Raw genomic sequence first — 20,771 nt, 5'->3', positions numbered from 1 at the left:
TCCCGAAGCCCGAGGAGCCGCACCCGTGCCCACCGCCCCGAACCCCGCGCTGCCGCCCGAGCTGGCGACGCTGCGCGAACTGCCCGAGGACCGCGCCCTGTCGCCGGTCACCGGCTGGACGCGCGCGCACGTGGCCGCCGCCGCCGACGACCTGCTGCTGGCCGCGCGCCCCTGGGCCACCCCGGGGTTCGCCCGCCTGGACCTGCCCGGGGAACCCGCGCGCGCCGGCTGGGTCAGCGACGGGCTGGAGGGCTACGCCCGCACGTTCCTCACCGCGGCGTTCCTCGTCGCCGGGCAGGGCGGGGCCGACCCGCACGGGCACCTGGAGCGCTACCGCTCGGGCCTGGTCGCCGGTACCCGCACGCCGGGCGCCGACGACGCGGAGTCGTGGCCGCTGATCCGCTCGGTGCGCGTGCAGGGCCAGCCGATGGTCGAGTCGGCGTCGGTGGCGCTCGGGCTGGAGCTGACCCGCGAGCAGTTGTGGGACACGCTGTCCACCGACGAGCAGGATCGCGCCGAGGCGTGGCTGCGCGACAGCCTGCGCCACGAGCCCGCGCCGAACAACTGGTACCTGTTCCCGCTCACCGTCGCCTCGTTCCTCGAGGGCGCCGGCCGCGGGGACGCCGAGACGGCCGCGGCCGTGCAGCGCGGCCTGGACCTGCTGGAGGGCTGGTACGTCGGCGACGGCTGGTACACCGACGGCGACGGGCGGATGTTCGACCACTACGTCGGCTGGGCCATGCACCTGTACCCGGTGCTGCACGCCCGCCACCGCGGCCCGGAGGACCTGCGGAAGGTCCTCGGCGAGCGGCTGCGGGAGTTCCTCGGGACGTACGCGCGGACGTTCGACGCCGACGGCGCCCCGCTGCACCAGGGCCGGTCGCTGACATACCGCTGGGCCGCGGCCGCACCCGTCGCCCTCGGCGCCCTCACCGGCGACACCCCGCTGAGCCCGGGGACCTCGCGCGCGCTGGTCACCGGCTGCCTGCGCCACTTCCTCGAGCGCGGCGCGACCACCGGCGGTCTCCTGTCCCGCGGCTGGTACGGCCCGCACGCCTCCACGCTGCAGCCGTACTCCGGCCCGGCCTCGCCGTACTGGGCGTCCAAGGGGTTCCTGGCCCTGCTGGCGGGGGAGGACCACCCGCTGTGGACGGCCGTCGAGGAACCCGTGCCCGCGGCCGGGCCGGACGCCACGACGCCGATCGCCCCCGCCGGCTGGCTCGTGCAGTCCACCGCCGACGGCCTCGTGCGCGTGCACAACCACGGCGCCGACCACCACCGCCCCGGCGACCCCGGCGACGGCGCGCCCGACCCGCACTACGCCCGGTTCGCCTACTCCACGCGGACGGGCCCGACGTCGGCGCGCAACGAGGCGGAGAACTCCCTGAGCCTGACCGTCCGCGGCCGCACCTCGGCGCGCGCCGCGTTCGAGCCGCTGGGCACCGGCCCGGACTGGGCGGCCTCCGTCCACCGCCCGCGCCTCGACGGCACGGTCCTCCCGCAGGCGCGGGTGCGCAGCCTCGTCCTGGCGCGCGGGGCCTGGGAGGTGCGCGTGCACGCCGCCGACGCCGTCCCGGCCGGGACGCCGGTGGCGCTGACGGGCTGGGCGCCGGCCGTGGACCACCCGGACGAGCTGTCCACCGACGTGACCGCCGAGGGCGAGGGGGCCGGTGCCGTCGTGCGGGTCCCCGGGCTCCTCAGCGAGCTGCGCGGCGTCGGCGGCGGCTGGACGGCCGACGTGGTGCGCGCCCCGGCCGGCACCGCGTACGGCGCGTGGGCGGCCGTCCCGCGACTGCGCACCGCCACGGGGGACGGGCCGCTCGTCGTGCTGGCCGCGCTGTCGTCCGCCGGCCCCGGCCCGGCGCCGCGCGTGGCCGTCGACGGGCGGCGGGTGCGCGTGGCGTGGGCCGACGGCGCGGGCCACGACGTGGACGTGTCCGGCCCGGTCCCGCACGTGCGGGCGGACACCGCGCGGTAGGGGTCGCGGGACGGCAGGGTGGGCGCGTGGGGGTCGAGGAGGTCCTGGCGGCGGCGCGCGCGGGTGCGCGGCGCCTGAGCGCGCCCGAGGTGGCCGCCGCGCAGGCGGACGGCGCGCTGGTCGTGGACACCCGCACCCCGGCGCACCGGCGCGAGCAGGGGGAGTTCCCCGGCGCGCTGGTGATCGACCGCACCGTCCTGGAGTGGCGGCTGGACCCCACCTGCCCGTGGCGGATCCCCGAGGCGAGCGGGCCGGACCTGCTCGTCGTGGTGGTCTGCCGCCACGGGTACAGCTCCAGCCTGGCCGCCGCCTCGCTGCGCGCGGTGGGCCTGCACCGCGCGACCGACCTGGTCGGCGGGGTCGAGGCCTGGGTCGCGGCCGGGTTCGCCGTGCACCGCGGCCCGGCCGACGTGCGCTCCTGAGGAGGGCCCCCGGGCGTTGACGTCCGCGGCCGGCCGGAACTACGGTTCACGTGGAAAAGGTTTTCCACCGCCTCGACGAGGAGAGCGCACACATGGCACGCCGCCGGTACGGGATCGTGGGGTGCGGGTCGCGGGCCCGCATGTACGTGGGGGCGGTGACCGGCGCGCACGCCGACGTCGCCGAGCTGGTGGCCCTCGCCGACACGAACACGGGCAGGGCGCGGTTCCACGCCGACGCCGTCGTGGCCGCCGGGTACCCGGCGCCGGCGCTGTGGTCGCCGGACGACCTCGAGCGGATGGTCACCGAGGAGCGGCTGGACCGCGTCGTCGTCACCACCCCCGACCACACCCACGCCGACTACGTCTGCCGCGCGCTGCTCGCCGGCGCCGACGTCGTCGTCGAGAAGCCGCTGACCACCGACGTCGAGGGCTGCCGGCGCATCACCGAGGCCGTCGAGCGCAGCGGCCGCTCCGTGGTCGTGACGTTCAACTACCGCTACTCCCCGCGCAACGCGGGCCTCAAGCGCCTCGTCGCCTCCGGCGCGGTCGGCAAGGTCACCTCGGTGCACTTCGAGTGGGTCCTGGACACCAAGCACGGCGCGGACTACTTCCGCCGCTGGCACCGCGTCAAGGAGAACTCCGGCGGGCTGCTGGTGCACAAGGCCTCCCACCACTTCGACCTCGTCAACTGGTGGATCGACGACGTGCCGCGGCGGGTGTTCGCCAGCGGCGGCCTGCGCTTCTACGGCGCCGAGAACGCCGCCGCCCGCGGCCTGGGCGAGCGCCCCGAGCGCGGCACCGTCGACGGGGCGGGCGCCGACCCGTTCCTGCTGGACCTGCGCACCGACCCGCTGCTGCGGGACCTGTACTGGGCCAACGAGGGCGAGGACGGCTACCGCCGCGACCAGGACGTCTTCGGCGGGGGCATCACCATCGAGGACAACCTGTCCCTCGTCGTCGACTACGAGGGCGGGCCCTCGATGAGCTACTCCCTCAACGCGCACGCGCCCTGGGAGGGCTACACCGTCGCCGTCAACGGCACCGAGGGCCGCGCGGAGCTGACGGTGGTCGAGCGCGGGTCCGTCTCGGCCGACCTGGCCGTGGACCCCAGCGCCACCCCCGAGGACGGCGCCGCCGACGACCCGCGCCCGGTCTCCGAGCGCCTGGTCCTGCAGCGGCACTGGGAGCGCGCCCGCGAGGTGCCGATCGAGTCCGGCGACGGCGGCCACGGCGGCGGCGACGTCAAGCTGCTGCGCGACGTCTTCGTCGGACCGGGCGAGGACCCGCTGGGCACGCCGGCCGGTCACCTCGACGGCCTGCGCTCGGTCGCCGTGGGCATCGCCGGCAACGCGTCGCTGGCGCTGGGCCGCGCCGTGGCGGTGGCCGACCTCGACCTCGGCGTGGACCTGCGCAAGGACCTCTGAGCGCCCGCCCCGCGAGCCCCGCGCCGGGGGTTGCGGGGCGCCCGCGCGCGCGGTGAGGATGCTCCCGGGGCGATCTCCGGGAGGAGCCGTGGCCGGGACGGACGCAGGACGACCGACGGTGGTCGTCGGGGTCGAGGACGCGCGCGGCTGCCGCCCCGCCGTCTGGTGGGCCTGCCAGCAGGCCGGGCGCCGCGGTGCCCGCGTCCACCTGCTGCACGCCGCGCCGGCGCCCGTGCCGGTCCGCGCCCTGGGCCAGGCCCGGTACGCGGGGGAGCAGGCCGAGCGCCGCGCGGCCGCGGCCCGGGCCGTGGTGGACGAGGTGCTGGAGCGCGCGCGCCGGGACCACCCCGGCGTCGAGGTCGACGGCTCCGTCGTCCACGACGACCCGCGCGCGGCGCTGCTGGAGGCCTCGCGCACCGCCGCCCTCGTGGTCACCGGCGCCCGGCACGCCGGCCGGCGCCGTCCCGACCTGGGCCTGCACCTGGGCTCGACGAGCCTGTCCGTCAGCGCCCGCGCCTGCTGCCCCGTCGCCGTGGTCCGCGACGCCGAGGCCGAGGGGGTGCGCGGCGTCGTCGTGGGCCACGACGGCTCGCGCGGGGCCGACGACGCCCTGGCGGTGGCCGCCGACCACGCGCAGGCCCTCGGCGAGCCGCTGCTGGTGGTGCGGGCCTGGCGCACCGCGCTGGTGCCGCTGGACGCCTGGAGCGGGCAGGTGTGGGTGGAGGCGCAGGACGCCGAGCGCGAGGGCCACCGCGAGGAGCTGGCGGAGCTGGCCGAGCGGCTGCGCGCGGAGCGGCCCGGTCTGGAGCTGCGCACCGACCTGGTGGAGGGGGAGGCCTCGGACGCCCTGCTGGCCGCCGCCGACGGCAGCCGGCTGCTGGTGGTGGGCACCCGCGGGCGCGGGGCCTTCCTGACCGTCCTGCTGGGCTCCACCAGCCACGACGTGCTGCAGCGCGCGCCGGGACCCGTGGTCGTCGTGCCCGACGTCCGCCGGAACCGGGGTCGCTGAGCGCGCCCGGGACGGTGCCCCCGGAGAGATTCGAACTCCCAACCAACCGGGTAGAAGCCGGCCGCTCTGTCCGTTGAGCTACGGGGGCGGACCCGCGCAGCCTACCCACTAGCCTGGGGGCATGGCCGAGTTCATCTACCAGATGCAGAAGGCGCGCAAGGCGCACGGCGACAAGGTCATCCTCGACGACGTCTCGATCTCCTTCTACCCGGGCGCCAAGATCGGCGTCGTCGGCCCCAACGGGGCCGGCAAGTCCAGCGTGCTGAAGATCATGGCCGGGCTCGACCAGCCGTCCAACGGGGAGGCGCGGCTGTCGCCGGGCTACTCCGTCGGCATGCTCATGCAGGAGCCCCCGCTGGACGAGTCCAAGACGGTCCTGGAGAACGTCCAGGAGGGGCTGGGCGACCTCAAGCGCAAGATGGACCGCTACAACGAGATCACGGCCTCCTTCGAGGACCCGGACGCCGACTTCGACGCCCTGATGGCCGAGATGGGCCAGCTGCAGGAGGAGCTGGACCACGCCAACGCGTGGGACATGGACTCCCAGCTGGAGCAGGCGATGGACGCGCTGCGCTGCCCGCCCGGCGACGCGGACGTCACCCACCTGTCCGGCGGCGAGAAGCGCCGCGTGGCGCTGTGCAAGCTGCTGCTGGAGCAGCCGGACCTGCTGCTGCTCGACGAGCCCACCAACCACCTGGACGCCGAGAGCGTGACGTGGCTGGAGCAGCACCTGGCCAAGTACCCCGGCGCCGTCCTGGCCGTCACCCACGACCGGTACTTCCTCGACAACGTCGCCCAGTGGATCCTCGAGCTGGACCGCGGCCGCGCCTACCCCTACGAGGGCAACTACTCCACCTACCTGGAGAAGAAGCGCGCCCGCCTGGAGGTGCAGGGCAAGAAGGACGCCAAGCTGGCCAAGCGCCTCAAGGACGAGCTGGAGTGGGTCCGCTCGAACGCCAAGGGCCGCCAGACGAAGTCCCGCGCGCGCCTGCAGCGCTACGAGGAGATGGCCGCCGAGGCCGAGCGCACGCGCAAGCTCGACTTCGAGGAGATCCAGATCCCGGCGGGCCCGCGCCTGGGCAGCCTCGTCATCGAGGCCAAGGGCCTGAAGAAGGGCTTCGGCGACCGCACGCTCATCGACGGCCTGTCGTTCTCGCTGCCGCGCAACGGGATCGTCGGCGTCATCGGCCCCAACGGCGTCGGCAAGACGACGCTGTTCAAGACGATCGTCGGCCTGGAGCCGCTGGACGGCGGCGAGCTGAAGATCGGTGACACGGTCAAGCTGTCGTACGTGGACCAGTCCCGCGGCGGCCTGGACGGCTCGAAGACGCTGTGGGAGGTCGTCTCCGACGGCCTGGACTTCATCCAGGTCGGCAACCAGGAGATGCCCAGCCGCGCCTACGTGTCGGCGTTCGGGTTCAAGGGCCCGGACCAGCAGAAGCCGGCGAACGTCCTGTCCGGCGGTGAGCGCAACCGGCTGAACCTGGCGCTGACGCTCAAGGAGGGCGGCAACGTCCTGCTGCTGGACGAGCCGACCAACGACCTGGACGTGGAGACGCTGGGCAGCCTGGAGAACGCGCTGCTGGAGTTCCCCGGCTGCGCCGTCGTCGTCAGCCACGACCGGTGGTTCCTCGACCGCGTCGCCACCCACATCCTCGCCTACGAGGGCACGGAGGAGGACCCGGCGAACTGGTACTGGTTCGAGGGCAACTTCGCCGGCTACGAGGCCAACAAGGTCGAGCGCCTCGGCCCCGACGCGGCCCGTCCGCACCGGGTGACCTACCGGAAGCTCACCCGCGACTGACGCGCGCGTCCCGCTCCCCGACGGGCGGGGCGCGAGCGGGTGCGGGAACGGGCGCGACCTGCTCGGATGCCCCCGTGGACGGAGCGGGCAGCAGCAGCGGCAAGGACCTCGGGCCGGTCGAGGCGTGGGCGGTGCGGGAGGGGGAGCTGGACGTCTCGGCGCTGGAGCGCACCGAGTCGCTGTTCGCCCTGGCCAACGGGCGCACGGGGGTGCGCGGGACGCTCGACGAGGGCTCGCCGTTCGGCAGCCCGGGCACCTACCTCAGCGGGGCGTACGAGCTGCACCCGTTGCGCTACCCGGAGTACAGCTACGGCTACCCGAAGGTGCAGGAGCGCCTCGTGGAGGTGCCCGACCCGACGCTGGTGGAGGTGTTCGTCGGCGACGAGCGCCTCGACGTGCGCACCGGGACCCTGCACGAGCACGAGCGCGTCCTGGACCTGCGCGCGGGCACGCTGCGCCGCGCGGCGCGCTGGACGTCCCCGTCGGGCGCCTCGCTGGAGCTGCGCTCGGAGCGGCTGGTGCCGCTGGAGGTGCCGGGCCTGGTGCTCGTGGACCACCGGGTGCGGGCGCTGGAGGAGCCGCTGGACGTGGAGGTGCGCTCGGCCGTCGTCGCCAGCGCGGAGCTGCACGACACCCGGACCTCGGCCGGGCAGCGCGGCGGGGTGCTGCGCCAGCGCACCGACGGCAGCGGCCTGGCGGTCGCCGCCGTCGTCGAGCACGAGGTGACCGGGCCGGCGGACACCGAGGTGCGCACGCACGCCACCTCCGACCGCGTCGTCACCGCCTCCAGGGTCCGGCTGGCGCCGGGCGAGCAGCTGCGGGTGGTGAAGGTCGTGGCGCTGGGCTGGAAGCCGAAGGACGACACCGAGGACCTCGTGCAGGACCTGCAGCACGTCGTCGCCGACGGGCTGCGCGCGGGGTTCGAGCGCCTCGCGCAGCAGCAGCGCGCCGTGCTGGACGAGTTCTGGGAGCGCGCCGACGTCGAGGTCGAGGGCGACGCCGGCCTGCAGCAGGCGGTCCGCTTCGCGCTGTTCCACGTCCTGCAGGCGTCCGCGCAGGCCACCGACCGCGGCATCCCCGCCAAGGGCCTGACGGGCACCGGGTACGACGGGCACACCTTCTGGGACACCGAGGTGTTCGTCATGCCGATGCTCAACCACGTGTGGCCGCGGGCCGCGGCGGACGCGCTGCGCTGGCGGCACACCATGCTGCCCGCCGCGCGCGAGCGCGCCCGCGAGCTGGGCCTGGCCGGGGCGACGTTCCCGTGGCGCACGATCACCGGGCGGGAGAGCTCGGGGTACTGGCCGGCCGGCACCGCGGCGGTGCACCTGAACGCCGACATCGCCGACGCCGCCGTGCGGTACGTGGGCGCCACCGGCGACGACGACCTGGCCCGCGAGGTCGTCGTGGACCTGGTGGTCGAGACGGCCCGCACCTGGGTGGTGCTGGGCCGGGAGGACGCCGAGGGCCGCTTCCACGTCGACGGGGTGACCGGCCCGGACGAGTACAGCGCCCTGGTGGACGACAACGCGTACACCAACCTCATGGCGCAGGCGAACCTGCGCTCGGCCGTCGCGCTGGCCCGGCGCTTCGGCGAGCGCGCCGCCGCGCTGGGCGTTGACGACGACGAGCTGGCCGACTGGGAGCGGCTGGCGGACGCCGTGCACGTGCCGCGCGACCCGGCCACCGGCGTGCACGCGCAGGACGAGGGCGCCACCGAGCGCAAGCGCTGGGACTTCGAGGGCACCCCGCCCGAGGCGTACCCGCTGGCCGACCACTACCCGTACTTCAGCCTCTACCGGCGGCAGGTGGCCAAGCAGGCCGACCTGGTCCTGACGATCCAGGTGCGCCCGGACTGCATGACGCCGGCGGAGAAGCGCGCGGCGTTCGAGCACTACGAGGCCCTGACGGTGCGCGACTCCTCGCTGTCGGCGTCCGTGCAGGCCGTCGTGGCGGCCGAGACCGGCCACCTGGGGCTGGCCGCCGACTACGTCCACGAGGCGGCGTTCGTGGACCTGCACGACCTGCGCGAGTCCACCGAGGACGGGCTGCACATCGCCTCGCTGGCCGGGGCGTGGTCGGCGCTGGTCCTCGGCTACGGGGGGATGCGCGACGCCGACGGGCGGCTGACCTTCGCCCCGCGCCTGCCGGAGGGCCTGAGCGGGCTGCGGTTCCGCACCCGGCAGCGGGGGGCGTGCCTGGAGGTGCGCGTCACGCAGGAGGAGGCCACGTACACCGTCGTCAGCGGCGGGCCGGTGCGCACCAGCCACCACGGCGAGGAGTTCACCGTGGACCTGGACGCCCCCCGCACGTTCGGCATCGAGCCGCTGGAGGAGCTGCCGCGCCCGTCCCAGCCGGCCGGGCGCGACCCGCGCGAGCTGCGCTGAGCGGTCCCGCCCGCCCGCCGCCCGTCCGCCGTCAGCCGGCGGGCAGGTAGCGGCGAGTCGGGGTGCGGTTCAGCTCCCAGTCGCCGATGGCGCGCTTGCGGTGCACCGCGGGGTTGTGGGTGGCGATGGTGCGGGCGTTGCGCCAGTGGCGGTCCAGGCCGAGGGCGGTGTCGGTGGCCGAGGCGCCGCCCACCTCGAACAGGTCGCTGGTGGCGCGCACCACCAGCGGCAGGACGACCTGCTGGGCGCGGTAGACCTCCAGCTGCGCCTCGCGCAGCGCGTCGGGGGAGCCGGCCGCCCCGCCGCGGTGGGCGCGCTGGGCAGCGTCGAGCGTGCGCGCGGCGTGCAGGACGACGGCGCGCGCGACCGACGCCGCGCTGGACAGGTCGCCCACGACGGCCTGCACGAGGTCGTGCTCGCGCGGGCGCACCTGCCCGGCGTACCCGAACACCCGGGTGCGGGGGCGGACGAAGTCCACGGCGTCGTCGAGGGCGGCGTGCGCGATCCCGGCGCTGACGGCCAGCAGGACGAGCTGGAAGAACCCCAGCAGGTACGTCTGGAGGTCGTCGTCGGGGTCCACGGGCCGGACCTCGGCGCGGTCGACCTCGACGTCGGTGAACGTCGTCGTGCCGCTGCCCGTCAGGCGCTGCCCGAACCCCTTCCAGTCGTCGACGACCTCGACGCCGGCCGCGCCCGTGGGCACCGAGACCTGCACGGCGGCGCCGTCCCAGGTCGCCGAGGTGTCGATCCAGTCCGCGTACAGGCAGCCGGTCGTGTAGAACTTCCGGCCGGTCAGCAGCAGCCGGCCGTCCGCCTCGCGCAGCGCGGTGGACACGTCCGAGGTGCCGCCGGACTCCGAGACGGCGTTGCCGACGAGGCGGCCGTCGAGGAACCGCGGCCACCAGCGACCGCGCACGTCCTCGTCGGTCTCGAACAGCTGCTTCTCCACGAACGCCAGGTGCCCGCGGAAGACGTGCGCCACGTTGGAGTCGGCGCGCGCCAGGCGCACCAGGCGGTCGAAGACCGTCACCAGGTCCGCGCCCTCGCCGCCGTGCTCGGCGGGCACGCGGGCCGAGGGCAGCCCGGCCGCCGTCAGCCGGGCGACGAGGTCGCGGGGCAGCTCGCGCCGCCGCTCGCGCTCGGCGGCGCCGGCGCGCACCTCGGTCAGCAGGTCGGTGAAGACCTCGTCGTCCACGCGGAGTCCTCCTCGGGGGTGGCTTCGGGGGTGGCTGTCACGGCCACTGTGCCACGCCTCTCCCATCAGTCTTGACTTATAGGTCTGGCGGGGGGACCCTCGGGACGTGCACGCGCTCGACGTCCTCGGCGACCCGGTGCGCCGGCGCGTCCTCGAGCTGCTGGCCGACGGGGAGCGCTCGGCCGGGGAGGTCGCCGACGTCGTGCGCGCCGAGCGCGGGATCAGCCAGCCCGCCGTCTCCCAGCACCTGAAGGTGCTGCGCGAGAACGGCTTCGCGACGGTCCGGGTCGAGGGCCGCCGCCGCCTGTACGCCGTGCGTCCCGAGCCGCTGCGCGAGGCCGGGGACTGGCTGGCCGGGTTCCGGCACGTGTGGGAACCGCGGCTGGACGCCCTGGGCACCGAGATCGCCCGGGGGCAGCGGGAGCGGCGCCGGGCCCGCGCCGAGCACGAGCAGCAGCACCACGACCACGAGGAGGACGCGGGATGAGCAGCGACGGCACGACGGAGCAGGACGGCGCGGGCGGCGGCGCGGGAGGACTGGCCGGTGAGGCGGACGCGGTGACGCGGCGGGTCTCCGCCGTCCCGGGCGACGGCGCGGTCGCCTGCACGGCCACGATCAGCCGCACGTACCCCACGACGCTGGAGGACCTGTGGGAGGCGTGCACCGACGCCGAGCGGATCGCGCGCTGGTTCGCGCCCGTCAGCGGCGACCTGCGCCTCGGCGGCCGCTACCAGGTCGAGGGCAACGCGGGCGGCGAGGTGACCTCCTGCGACCCGCCGCACGGGTACTCGCTCACCTGGGAGTTCGGCGACCAGAGCAGCGTCGTGCGCGTCGAGCTGCGCGCCGAGGGCGACGGCGCCCGGTTGACCCTGCACCACGAGGCCGACGTCCCCGACCCCTTCTGGGCCCAGTACGGGCCCGGGGCCACGGGCGTGGGCTGGGACCTGGCCCTGCTGGGCATGGCGCTGCACCTGCGCAGCGGCGGCGAGCGCCCCGCCGAGGCGGACGGGTTCGAGACCCGCCCCGAGGGCCGGGCGTTCCTGGCCGCGGCCAGCGCCGCCTGGGGCGAGGCGGCCGCCGCGGCCGGGGTGCCGGCCGACGAGGCCCGCGCCGCGGCCGGGCGCACCCGCGCCTTCTACACGGGCGAGGAGCAGCCCGGCTGAGGCCGCCGGGGTCCCGCGCTCAGGGCTGCTGCGGCAGCCGCACCATGCCCTCCTGCGCGACGGTCGCCACCAGGCGCCGCTGCTCGTCGTAGATCCAGCCCGAGGCCATCCCCCGCGCCCCCGAGGCGCTGGGGCTGGCGCTCACGTGCAGCAGCCACTCGTCGGCGCGGGCGGGCCGGTGCCACCACAGCGCGTGGTCCAGGCTGGCCACCCGCATCCCGGGGGTGCCCCACGGCAGCCCGTGCCGGCGCAGCACCGGCTCCAGCACCGTCACGTCGGACAGGAACGCGATGCCCGCCTGGTGCAGCAGCGGGTCGTCGGCCAGCCCGGCGGGCAGACGCACCCACACCGCCTGCTCGTCGCGCCGCTCGGCGGCGGGCGCGGCGTAGATCGCCTCGTCGACGTGCCGCAGCTCCACCGGCCGGGCGCGGGCCATGAGCCGGGCCGCGGGGTGGTCCAGCGCCTCCAGCAGCTCGGCGTCGCTGGGCAGGCCCTCGGGACCGGGCACGTCGGGCGCCGGGCGGGCGTGGTCCAGGCCCTCGGCGGGCACCTGGAAGGAGGCGATGCCCGACAGGATCGGCGCGCCGTCCTGCAGGGCCTGCACGCGGCGGGCGGAGAAGGAGCGCCCGTCGCGCAGCCGCTCCACCGACAGCTCCACCGGCACGTCCGGGTCGCCCGGGCGCAGGAAGTAGGCGTGCATCGAGTGCAGCACCCGGTCGGCCGGTGCGGTGCGGCCGGCGGCCACCGCGGCCTGCCCGAGCACCTGCCCGCCGAACAGGCGCGGGCGCCAGTGCGGCAGGTTCGCCCCCGCGAAGACGTCCTCGCGCCCCGCCAGGGGCCGCACGTCCAGCACCTGGCGCAGCAGCCGCCCGTCGTCCCGCCCGTCCGTCCTGCTCAGCACGCCCGGGAGGCTACCGACCGCCACCGCCGGTAGCGTCGCCGCGTGCTCGCCGCCCGCGCCGTGCGCGCCCTGCCCGACGACCCGCTGGCCGCCCTGGAGGTCGCCGACGCGCCCGCGGACCCCGCGCCCGAGGGGTGGGTGCGGGTGGACGTGCGCGCCGCCGCCCTCAACCGCCACGACCTGTGGAGCCTGCGCGGGGTCGGGCTGCCGGCCGAGCGGCTGCCGATGGTCCTGGGCTGCGACGCCGCCGGGACCACCGAGGACGGCGAGGAGGTCGTCGTGCACGCCGTCGTCACCCCCGACGACGTGCGCGGCGACGAGACCCTCGCCCCCTCGCGCACGCTGCTGTCGGAGCTGCACCCGGGCACGCTGGCCGAGCACGTCCACGTGCCGCGGCGCAACCTGCTGCCGCTGCCGGCCGGCTGGTCGCCCGAGCGCGGCGCCTCGCTGGGCACGGCCTGGCTGACGGCCTACCGGATGCTGTTCACCCAGGCCGCCGCCGTGCCCGGGCAGACCGTCCTCGTGCAGGGCGCCGCCGGCGGCGTGTCCAACGCGCTGGTGGTGCTGGGCGCCGCGGCCGGCCTGCGGGTGTGGGTGGCCGGCCGCGACCCCGAGCGGTCCCAGCGGGCCCTGGACTGGGGCGCCGACCGGGTGTTCGCGGCGGGGGAGCGGCTGCCGGAGAAGGTCGACGCCGCGTTCGAGACCGTCGGCGAGGCCACGTGGAAGCACTCGGTGGCATCGCTGCGCCCCGGCGGCTGCGTCGTCGTCTCCGGCGCCACGACCGGCGGGGCGCCGCCGGCGATGCTGGAGCACGTGTTCTTCAAGCAGCTGCGCGTGCTCGGCTCGACGATGGGCACGCTGGAGGAGTTCCGCCGGCTGCTGCGCTTCTGCGAGCTGCGGGACCTGGCGCCCCAGGTCGACTCGGTGCACGCCCTCGCCGACGCCCGGGACGCCTTCGCCCGCCTGGAGTCCGGCCGGGCCGTCGGCAAGGTGCTCGTGCGCCCGTGAGGGCGGGCCTCACTCGCCGGTGAGGCGGTAGCGCAGCAGGTCCAGGTGCCCGACGACCTCCTCGGGCAGCGTGCCGCCGAACGTGGTGAACCACTCCCGCAGGTGCTCCACCTCCGCCGTCCAGGCCTCCGGGTCCACCCGGAACAGCTCCGCGAGGTCCTCGGCGGGCAGGTCCAGGCCGTCCAGGTCCAGCGACCCGGGCGCGGGGACCAGGCCCACCGGGGAGAACACCGCCTCCGCGGTGCCCTCCAGCCGCCGGCACACCCAGTCCAGCACGCGGGAGTTCTCCCCGAACCCCGGCCACAGGAACCGCCCGTCCTCCCCGCGGCGGAACCAGTTCACCGTGAACACCTGCGGCAGGCCCCCGGCCGGGACCCGGTCCCTCATCGACAGCCAGTGCGCGGCGTACCGGCCGATGTCGTAGCCGGCGAACGGCAGCATCGCGAAGGGGTCGTGGCGCAGCTCCCCGAGGGTCCCCTCGGCCGCCGCGGTGCGCTCGCTGGAGACCGTCAGCCCCATGAACACGCCCTGGCTCCAGTCCTGCGCCTGCGCCACCAGCGGGACGTTCGAGGCGCGGCGGCCGCCGAACAGGACGGCGTCGACGGGCACGCCCTCCGGGTCGGAGAACTCCGGCGCCAGCGACGGGCACCGCTGCGCGGCCACCGTGAACCGGGAGTTCGGGTGCGCCGCGGGACGCCCGCAGCCGGGCGTCCAGTCCCGGCCCTGCCAGTCGACCAGGTGCGCGGGGGGCTCCTCGGTCAGCCCCTCCCACCACACGTCGCCGTCGTCGGTGAGCGCCACGTTGGTGAAGATCACGTCCGAGCGGAGCATCTCCACGGCGGTCGGGTTCGTGGCCGGCCCCGTGCCGGGCGCCACCCCGAAGAACCCGTTCTCGGGGTTGAGCGCGCGCAGCCGCCCGTCCGGGCCCGGGCGCATCCAGGCGATGTCGTCGCCGATCGTCTCCACCCGCCAGCCGGGCAGCGTGGGCCGCAGCATCGCCAGGTTCGTCTTCCCGCACGCCGAGGGGAACGCGGCCGCGATGTGGAACACCCGCCCGGCGGGGTTGGTCAGCTTCAGCAGCAGCATGTGCTCGGCCAGCCAGCCCTCGTCGCGTGCCATCACCGAGGCGATGCGCAGCGCGAAGCACTTCTTGCCCAGCAGCGCGTTGCCGCCGTACCCGGAGCCGTACGACCAGATCTCCCGGGTCTCGGGGAAGTGGGCGACGTACTTCAGGTCGTTGCACGGCCACGGCACGTCCGGTCGCTGGCGCCCGATGGCGTCCACGAGCGGGTACCCGACGCTGTGCAGGGCGGGGACGAACGGCGTGCCGGGCGTCAGGGCCGCCAGCGCCTCCGAGCCCGTCCGCGTCATCGTGCGCATCGAGACGACGACGTAGGGGGAGTCGGTGATCTGCACGCCCAGCTGCGAGATCGGCCCGCCGACCGGACCCATCGAGAACGGGACGACGTACATCGTGCGCCCGCGCATGCAGCCGTCGAAGACGCCCGTCAGCTCCTCGCGCAGCGCCTCCGGCTCGCGCCAGTTGTTCGTCGGGCCGGCGTCGGCGCGGCGGCGGGAGGCGATGAACGTGCGCGACTCCACCCGGGCGACGTCGCCGGGGTGCGAGCGGGCCAGGTAGCTGTTCGGCCGCTTGACCGGGTCCAGGGCGATCAGCGTGCCGTCGGCGACCATCCGCGCGACGAGGCGGTCCGCCTCGGCCTGCGAGCCGTCGCACCAGACGACCCGGTCCGGGCGGGTCAGGCGGGCGGTCTCGCGCACCCACGCCAGCAGCCCGGGGTGGTCGGTCGGGGTGCCCGACAGGGACGGGACACCGGCGGGGGCGGTGGTGCGGGTGGCCGGTTCGTCGATCGTCGTCACGGTCGTCCTCCTCGGGATCGGTGCGCGGTGTTCCGACTCTTCCCACCCGTCGGGCCCCCCACAACGCCGTCGACCGGTGAAGAAACGAGGTTCTTCCGCTAGCGTGAACGGGTGACCCGCCTGCGCGTCGCGGCGCTGGAGCCGCTGTCCGAGCCGGAGACCGCCCGCCCGGAGGTGCCCGAGGTCGACGCCCTGACGGTCGGGCGGCGCATCCGCCACCACCGCCAGGCCCGCGGCATGACGCTGGCCCAGCTCGGCGCGGCCGTCGGCGCCGCGCAGAGCCGGCTGTCGCAGGTGGAGAACGGCAAGCGCGAGCCGAAGCTGTCGCTCATCACGGCCGTGGCCGCCGCCCTCGGCGTGCCGCCCGGCGAGCTGCTGGACGGCTCCCCGCCGCCCGGGCGCCGCGCCGCCCTGGAGATCGAGCTGGACCGCGCCCAGCGCAGCCCGCTGTTCCGCTCCCTCGGCGTGCCCGAGGTGCGCCCCGGGCGCACCCTGCCGCTGGACGCGCTGGAGGCCCTCGTCGCCCTGCACCGCGAGGTCGCCCGCCGCCACGACGCCGCCAACGCCACCCCCGAGGAGGCCCGGCGCGCCAACACCGAGATCCGCCGCCTCCTGCGCGCCGCCGACAACCACCTGCCGGAGATCGAGGAGGTCGCCGAGGACCTCGTGCGCGCCGCCGGGTACACCGTCGGCGCCCTCACCCACCGCACGGTCGCCCGCGCCGCCGCCGAGCTCGGGTTCTCGATCATCCACGTCGACGACCTGCCGCACTCCACCCGCACCGTCACCGACCTGGCCCACGGGCGCATCTACCTGCCGCCCGCCTCGATCCCCGGCGGGCACGGCCTGCGCTCGCTGGCCCTGCAGGCCATCGCCCACCGCGTGCTGGGCCACGAGCGGCCCACCAGCTACACCGACTTCCTGCGCCAGCGGCTGGAGATCAACTACTTCGCCGCCTGCGCCCTCATGCCCCGCAGCGCCGCCGTGGAGTTCCTCGCCGCCGCCAAGGCCGAGCGGGACCTGGCCGTGGAGGACTTCCGCGACGCGTTCGGCGTCACCCACGAGGCCGCCGCGCACCGGCTGACGAACCTGCTGACCACCCACCTCGGCCTGCCGCTGCACTTCCTGCGCGCCGGCGACGACGGCGCCCTGTACCGCGGGTACGAGAACGACGGCGTGCCGTTCGTCGAGGACGCCACCGGTGCCGTCGAGGGCCAGCCGGTGTGCCGGCAGTGGACCGCGCGCCGGGTCCTGGGGCTGACGAACCGCACGACGGAGAACTACCAGTACACCGACACCCCCGCGGGGACGTTCTGGTGCTCCAGCCAGACCGGCACCACCCGCGAGGGGGACTTCTCCATCACGGTCGGCGTGCGCTACGAGCACGCGAAGTTCTTCCGCGGCCGCGACACCCGCGCCCGCGCCGTCAGCCGCTGCCCCGACGTCTCCTGCTGCCGCCGCGCGCCGCAGGAGCTCGCCGGGCGCTGGGCGGAGAACGCCTGGCCCAGCGCCCGCCTGCACGCGCAGACCCTGGCGCCCCTGCCGTCCGGGACGTTCCCCGGCGTCGACGACGTCGAGGTGTACGAGTTCCTCACCGCCCACGCGCCCGGCGAGCACGGCGGCGGGTGAGGCCGGCGACCGCGGTCAGCGGCCGCGCCGGGAACCCCCGGGGTGGGTCTCGGCGCGCTGCGCGGCCAGGATCCCCAGCAGTGCCAGGCCATCCGCCGCGGGCGTGCCCGGCGGCGCGTGGTAGACGACGAGCTGCTGGCCCGCGGCACCGCGCACGTCGAACGTGTGCACGTGCAGCGCCAGCTCCCCGGCGCCCGGGTGCGCGAACCGCTTGACCTCCGACGTCTTGCCGCGCACGTCGTGCCGGGCCCACAGCCGCTCGAACACCGGGTCGCCGGCCAGCCGCTCGCGCACCGCGCGCACGCGGGCGTCGTCCGGGTGCGCGCCGTCGGCCAGCCGCAGCGCGGCCACCGTGTCGCGGGCCACCGCGTCCCACGCCGGGTACAGCGAGCGCGCCGCCGGGTCGGTGAGCACCAGTTCGGCGAGGTTGCGGGTGGCCGGGAACCCGGCGAACAGCTCCTCGGCCAGCGCGTTCGCGGCCAGCACGTCCAGGGCCCGGCCCAGCACCAGCGCCGGGGTCGCCGGCCACGCCGCCAGCAGCTCCACCAGGCGCGGGTCGGCCCGCTCCGGGCCGGTGCCCCCACCGCCCGCGCCGTCGGCCGCGGGCGCGAGCCCGGCCAGCCGGTACAGGTGCCCGGCGCCGTCGCGCGGCAGCCGCAGCGCGGCGGCCAGCGCGTCCAGCACCGCGGGGGAGGGGTTGCGCTCGCGACCCTGCTCCAGCCGCACGTAGTACTCCACGCTGATGTCCGCCAGCAGCGCGACCTCGCTGCGGCGCAGCCCCGGCACCCGCCGCCGCGTCCCCGTCGGCAGGCCCGCGTCCTCCGGTGCGACGTCCGCCCGGCGGGCGCGCAGGTAGTCCCCCAGTTCGCTCACGCGCCCACGGTAGGTGCGCGGGCCCGCGCCAGGGTGGCCGTGCCGGGGCCACCCGCACCGCGGTCTCCCCGCCGGCCCGCGGCGCGGCGAGGCTCGTCGCATGACCGACCACGAGACCGACCACGGGACCGACCAGCGCACCGCCACCAAGACCGTCCTCGTCACCGGCGCCTCCAGCGGCATCGGCGAGGCCACCGCCCGCGAGCTGGCCGCCGCCGGTCACACCGTCGTCCTCGCGGCCCGCCGCGCCGACCGCCTCGGGCAGGTGGCCGCCGACATCGCCGCCGCCGGGGGGCGCGCGACCACGGCCGTCCTCGACGTCACCGACGCGGACGCGTTCCGCGAGGTCGTCGACGCGGTCGTCGGCGAGCACGGGCGCCTCGACGTCCTCGTCGCCAACTCCGGGGTGATGCTGCTGTCCCCGATGACCTCGCTGCTGGCGGGCGAGTGGGACCGGATGGTCGACGTCAACGTCAAGGGCGTCCTGCACGGCCTGGCCGCGGTCCTGCCGCACTTCCTGCGCCAGGAGTCCGGGCACGTCGTCACCACGGCGTCCATCGCCGCGTACGGCGTCGTCCCCACCGCCGCGGTGTACTCGGCCACCAAGTACGCGGTGCGGGCGCTCATGGAGGGCCTGCGCCAGGACCTGCCGCCGGGCGTGCGGACCACGACGGTCAGCCCCGGCGTCGTGGAGAGCGAGCTGGCCACCCACATCACCGACCCGACGGCCAGCGCCGGGATGGACGTGTACCGGCGCGAGGCGATCCCGCCCGCGGCGATCGGGCGGGCCGTGGCCTACGCCGTCGGCGAGAGCCCGGACGTCGACGTCAACGAGCTCGTCGTCCGCCCCGCCGCGCAGCGTCCCTGAGCGGGCCCTTCCCCTCCACCCAGAACTCATCTACCGTTGAGTTCATCGTCCGTTGAGTTCTGGGGAGGTCGTCGTGGACACCGCGGTGGAGGTGGAGCAGCTGGCCGTGCGCCTCGGGGGGCGCCCGGGGAGGCGTGGCCGGCCCGTGCTGGACGGGCTGTCGTTCACCGTCCCGGCCGGGAGCGTGACGGGGCTGCTGGGCCCGTCGGGCTCGGGCAAGACGACGCTGCTGCGCTGCCTGGTGGGCGTGCAGCGCACCGAGCGGGGCCGGGTGCGGGTGCTGGGCCTGCCCGCCGGTGCGGCGGCGCTGCGCCGGCGCACCGGCTACGTCACCCAGACCCCCAGCGTCTACGGCGACCTGACCGTCGCCGAGAACGTGCGCTACTTCGCCGCCCTGCACGGCGCGGGCCGGGCGGCGGCCGACGAGGCGCTGGCCGCGGTGGGCCTGGCCGGCGCGGCCGGGCAGCTGACCGCCACCCTGTCCGGCGGCCAGCGCGGGCGGGTCTCGCTGGCCTGCGCCCTCGTCGGGCGCCCCGAGCTGCTCGTGCTCGACGAGCCCACCGTCGGCCTGGACCCGCTGCTGCGGGTGGAGCTGTGGGAGCGCTTCCGCGCCCTGGCGCGGGAGGGCACCACCGTCCTGGTCTCCAGCCACGTCGTGGACGAGGCCGCCCGCTGCGACCGCCTGCTGCTGCTGCGCGGGGGGCGGCTGCTGGCCGACTGCACGGCGGACCGGCTGCGCCGCGACACCGGCGCCGAGGACCTGGAGGAGGCGTTCCTGCGGCTCGTGCGCGCCGGCGGGGGCGCCGGGCGGGAGGTGGCGGCGTGAGCGCCGCGGCGGCGCCGGCCGCTGCCCGCCCGGCCGTCCGCGCGGGCACCGGCACCTGGCCCACGGCGGTGCGCGTGGCCCGTCAGCTCCGCCACGACCACCGCACCCTGGCGCTGCTGGCGCTGGCGCCCGGGCTGCTGCTGGCCCTGATGTCGCAGGTGTGGCAGGGGCAGCCGGGGGTGTTCGACCGCGTCGGCTACCTGATGCTCGCCGTCTTCCCGCTGCTGCTGATGTTCCTCGTCACCAGCATCGCGATGCTGCGCGAGCGCACCAGCGGCACGCTGGAACGGCTGGCCACCACGCCCGTCACGCGCGCCGGGCTGCTCGGCGGCTACGCGCTCGCGTTCGGCGCGGTCGCCGCCGCGCAGGCCGCGCTCACCACCTGGTTCGCGCTGGGTGTCCTCGGGCTGGACGTGCCGGCCGCACCCGGCTGGGTGCTGCTGACCGCCGTGCTCGACGGCGTGCTCGGCGTGGCGCTGGGCCTGCTGTGCAGCGCGTTCGCCCGCACCGAGTTCCAGGCGGTGCAGTTCATGCCGGTCGTCGTGCTGCCGCAGCTGCTGCTGTGCGGGCTGCTCGTGCCGCGCGAGCGGATGGCCGGCTGGCTGGAGGCCGTCAGCGCCGCCCTGCCCATGACCTACGCCGTGCGGGCCCTGGAGTCGGCCGCCGCGCCCACCGGTGGCACGCTGGGCACCGACCTCGCCGTCCTGGCCGGCGCCGCGCTCGCGGCCCTGGCACTGGCGGCGGCCACCGTGCGCAGGAGGACCGGCTGAGCCAGGAGACGAACGCGCGGCCCCGGCGCACCGGCCGGCGGGCGGGGAACCCCGGCACCCGCGAGGCGGTGCTGGACGCGGCCCGCGAGGTGTTCGCCGACCGCGGTTTCGAGGGCGCGACGATCCGCGCGATCGCCGCGCTGGCCGGTGTCGACCCCGCGCTGGTGCACCACTACTTCGGCAGCAAGGACGGGTTGTTCCTCGCCGCCGTGCAGGCCCCCGTCGACCCGGCCGAGCGCGTGCCCGACATCGTCGCGGCCGGCGCCGACGACCTCGGGGCGAACCTCGTGCGGCTGGTGCTGTCCGTCTGGGACGGCCCGGCCCGCCCGGCCGGGCTGGCGCTGCTGCGCTCGGCGACCACCTCCGAGCGCGCGGCCCGGATGCTGCGCGAGTTCCTCCTCAGCCGGGTTCTGCGCCCCGTCCTGGCCTCCGCGCCCGTGCCCGCCGCCGAGCGCGAGGCGCGCGCCGCGCTGGCGGCCGGGCAGATCGTCGGCCTGGTCGTCACCCGTCACGTGCTGCGGCTGGAACCGGTCGCCTCGGCGGCCGTCGAGGAGCTCGTGGCGGCCGTGGGACCGGGCGTGCAGCGCTACCTCACCGGGGACGTGGACCTGGGCGGCTCGCTGGTCCGCTGAGGC

18 protein-coding genes and 1 tRNA gene are annotated in these 20,771 nt (G+C 76.4%); 14 read left to right on the top strand and 5 right to left on the bottom strand.

Annotated elements, in window-relative coordinates; genetic code table 11:
• Positions 1-25 precede the first annotated feature (25 nt).
• The 4 genes from AB8M62_RS12550 to AB8M62_RS12535 all read left to right on the top strand — a co-directional run bounded on the left by AB8M62_RS12550 (position 26) and on the right by AB8M62_RS12535 (position 4,833).
• Positions 26-1,978: a DUF2264 domain-containing protein gene (locus tag AB8M62_RS12550; RefSeq protein WP_369069755.1), complete on the top strand. Its 1,953-nt coding sequence runs from the start codon at positions 26-28 to the stop codon at positions 1,976-1,978.
• Positions 1,979-2,004: 26 nt separating this feature from the next.
• Positions 2,005-2,400, top strand: a complete 396-nt coding sequence (locus tag AB8M62_RS12545) for a rhodanese-like domain-containing protein (RefSeq protein WP_369069754.1) — start codon at positions 2,005-2,007, stop codon at positions 2,398-2,400.
• 92 nt (positions 2,401-2,492) lie between these two features.
• Positions 2,493-3,824 (top strand): Gfo/Idh/MocA family protein, encoded by a 1,332-nt coding sequence (locus AB8M62_RS12540; protein ID WP_369069753.1) that lies wholly within the window; start codon positions 2,493-2,495, stop codon positions 3,822-3,824.
• Between the two features lie 88 nt (positions 3,825-3,912).
• Complete coding sequence (locus AB8M62_RS12535; protein ID WP_369053349.1) at positions 3,913-4,833, top strand: universal stress protein; 921 nt, start codon at positions 3,913-3,915, stop codon at positions 4,831-4,833.
• 15 nt (positions 4,834-4,848) lie between these two features.
• Here the strand turns inward: AB8M62_RS12535 and AB8M62_RS12530 are convergent.
• A tRNA-Arg gene (locus tag AB8M62_RS12530) sits at positions 4,849-4,921 on the bottom strand.
• A 33-nt stretch (positions 4,922-4,954) separates the two neighbouring features.
• Here AB8M62_RS12530 and ettA point away from each other — a divergent pair.
• A complete protein-coding gene (ettA, locus tag AB8M62_RS12525) occupies positions 4,955-6,637 on the top strand; it encodes an energy-dependent translational throttle protein EttA (protein WP_369053347.1) in 1,683 nt (560 codons plus the stop codon).
• Positions 6,638-6,711: 74 nt separating this feature from the next.
• A complete protein-coding gene (locus AB8M62_RS12520) occupies positions 6,712-9,024 on the top strand; it encodes a glycoside hydrolase family 65 protein (protein WP_369069752.1) in 2,313 nt (770 codons plus the stop codon).
• 31 nt (positions 9,025-9,055) lie between these two features.
• Here the strand turns inward: AB8M62_RS12520 and AB8M62_RS12515 are convergent, their stop codons facing one another.
• Complete coding sequence (locus AB8M62_RS12515; protein WP_369053344.1) at positions 9,056-10,219, bottom strand: acyl-CoA dehydrogenase family protein; 1,164 nt, start codon at positions 10,217-10,219, stop codon at positions 9,056-9,058.
• Positions 10,220-10,325: 106 nt separating this feature from the next.
• Between AB8M62_RS12515 and AB8M62_RS12510 the strand changes: the two genes are divergently transcribed.
• The gene (locus AB8M62_RS12510; RefSeq protein ID WP_369069751.1) at positions 10,326-10,706 is read left to right on the top strand and encodes an ArsR/SmtB family transcription factor; all 381 of its coding nucleotides are present in this window, start codon (positions 10,326-10,328) and stop codon (positions 10,704-10,706) included.
• Positions 10,703-11,383: an SRPBCC family protein gene (locus tag AB8M62_RS12505; RefSeq protein ID WP_369053341.1), complete on the top strand. Its 681-nt coding sequence runs from the start codon at positions 10,703-10,705 to the stop codon at positions 11,381-11,383. The genes AB8M62_RS12510 and AB8M62_RS12505 overlap by 4 nt, the downstream gene beginning before the upstream one ends.
• 19 nt (positions 11,384-11,402) lie before the next feature.
• On the opposite strand, the gene AB8M62_RS12500 is transcribed toward AB8M62_RS12505, so the two are convergent.
• Positions 11,403-12,284 carry an acyl-CoA thioesterase gene (locus AB8M62_RS12500; protein WP_369069750.1) on the bottom strand — a complete coding sequence of 294 codons (882 nt, stop codon included), beginning with the start codon at positions 12,282-12,284 and terminating at the stop codon, positions 11,403-11,405.
• Positions 12,285-12,326: 42 nt separating this feature from the next.
• On the opposite strand from AB8M62_RS12500, the gene AB8M62_RS12495 reads away from it, so the two are divergent.
• Positions 12,327-13,292, top strand: a complete 966-nt coding sequence (locus AB8M62_RS12495; protein ID WP_369069749.1) for a zinc-binding dehydrogenase — start codon at positions 12,327-12,329, stop codon at positions 13,290-13,292.
• 9 nt (positions 13,293-13,301) lie between these two features.
• On the opposite strand, the gene AB8M62_RS12490 is transcribed toward AB8M62_RS12495, so the two are convergent.
• A complete protein-coding gene (locus AB8M62_RS12490) occupies positions 13,302-15,170 on the bottom strand; it encodes a phosphoenolpyruvate carboxykinase (GTP) (protein ID WP_373694930.1) in 1,869 nt (622 codons plus the stop codon).
• Positions 15,171-15,314: 144 nt separating this feature from the next.
• On the opposite strand from AB8M62_RS12490, the gene AB8M62_RS12485 reads away from it, so the two are divergent.
• Positions 15,315-16,799 carry a helix-turn-helix domain-containing protein gene (locus AB8M62_RS12485; RefSeq protein ID WP_369069766.1) on the top strand — a complete coding sequence of 495 codons (1,485 nt, stop codon included), beginning with the start codon at positions 15,315-15,317 and terminating at the stop codon, positions 16,797-16,799.
• A 15-nt stretch (positions 16,800-16,814) separates the two neighbouring features.
• Here the strand turns inward: AB8M62_RS12485 and AB8M62_RS12480 are convergent, their stop codons facing one another.
• Positions 16,815-17,672, bottom strand: coding sequence for an MmyB family transcriptional regulator (locus tag AB8M62_RS12480; protein WP_369069748.1), 858 nt, complete (start codon positions 17,670-17,672; stop codon positions 16,815-16,817).
• A 100-nt stretch (positions 17,673-17,772) separates the two neighbouring features.
• On the opposite strand from AB8M62_RS12480, the gene AB8M62_RS12475 reads away from it, so the two are divergent.
• The 4 genes from AB8M62_RS12475 (at position 17,773) to AB8M62_RS12460 (ending at position 20,768) form a co-directional block, all read left to right on the top strand.
• Positions 17,773-18,540 carry an SDR family oxidoreductase gene (locus tag AB8M62_RS12475; protein ID WP_369053336.1) on the top strand — a complete coding sequence of 256 codons (768 nt, stop codon included), beginning with the start codon at positions 17,773-17,775 and terminating at the stop codon, positions 18,538-18,540.
• Positions 18,541-18,613: 73 nt separating this feature from the next.
• Positions 18,614-19,366 carry an ABC transporter ATP-binding protein gene (locus tag AB8M62_RS12470; protein ID WP_373694929.1) on the top strand — a complete coding sequence of 251 codons (753 nt, stop codon included), beginning with the start codon at positions 18,614-18,616 and terminating at the stop codon, positions 19,364-19,366.
• Complete coding sequence (locus AB8M62_RS12465) at positions 19,363-20,136, top strand: ABC transporter permease (RefSeq protein WP_373694928.1); 774 nt, start codon at positions 19,363-19,365, stop codon at positions 20,134-20,136. The genes AB8M62_RS12470 and AB8M62_RS12465 overlap by 4 nt, the downstream gene beginning before the upstream one ends.
• A complete protein-coding gene (locus tag AB8M62_RS12460; protein WP_369069763.1) occupies positions 20,133-20,768 on the top strand; it encodes a TetR/AcrR family transcriptional regulator in 636 nt (211 codons plus the stop codon). The genes AB8M62_RS12465 and AB8M62_RS12460 overlap by 4 nt, the downstream gene beginning before the upstream one ends.
• Positions 20,769-20,771: the final 3 nt, after the last annotated feature.

The sequence above is a fragment of the Kineococcus terrestris genome, assembly GCF_041020755.1.
In the GTDB taxonomy this organism is placed as follows: Bacteria; Actinomycetota; Actinomycetes; order Actinomycetales; family Kineococcaceae; genus Kineococcus; species Kineococcus terrestris.
The sequence above is the reverse complement of the archived record's forward strand: the minus strand, read 5'-3'. Positions and strand labels throughout refer to the sequence as shown.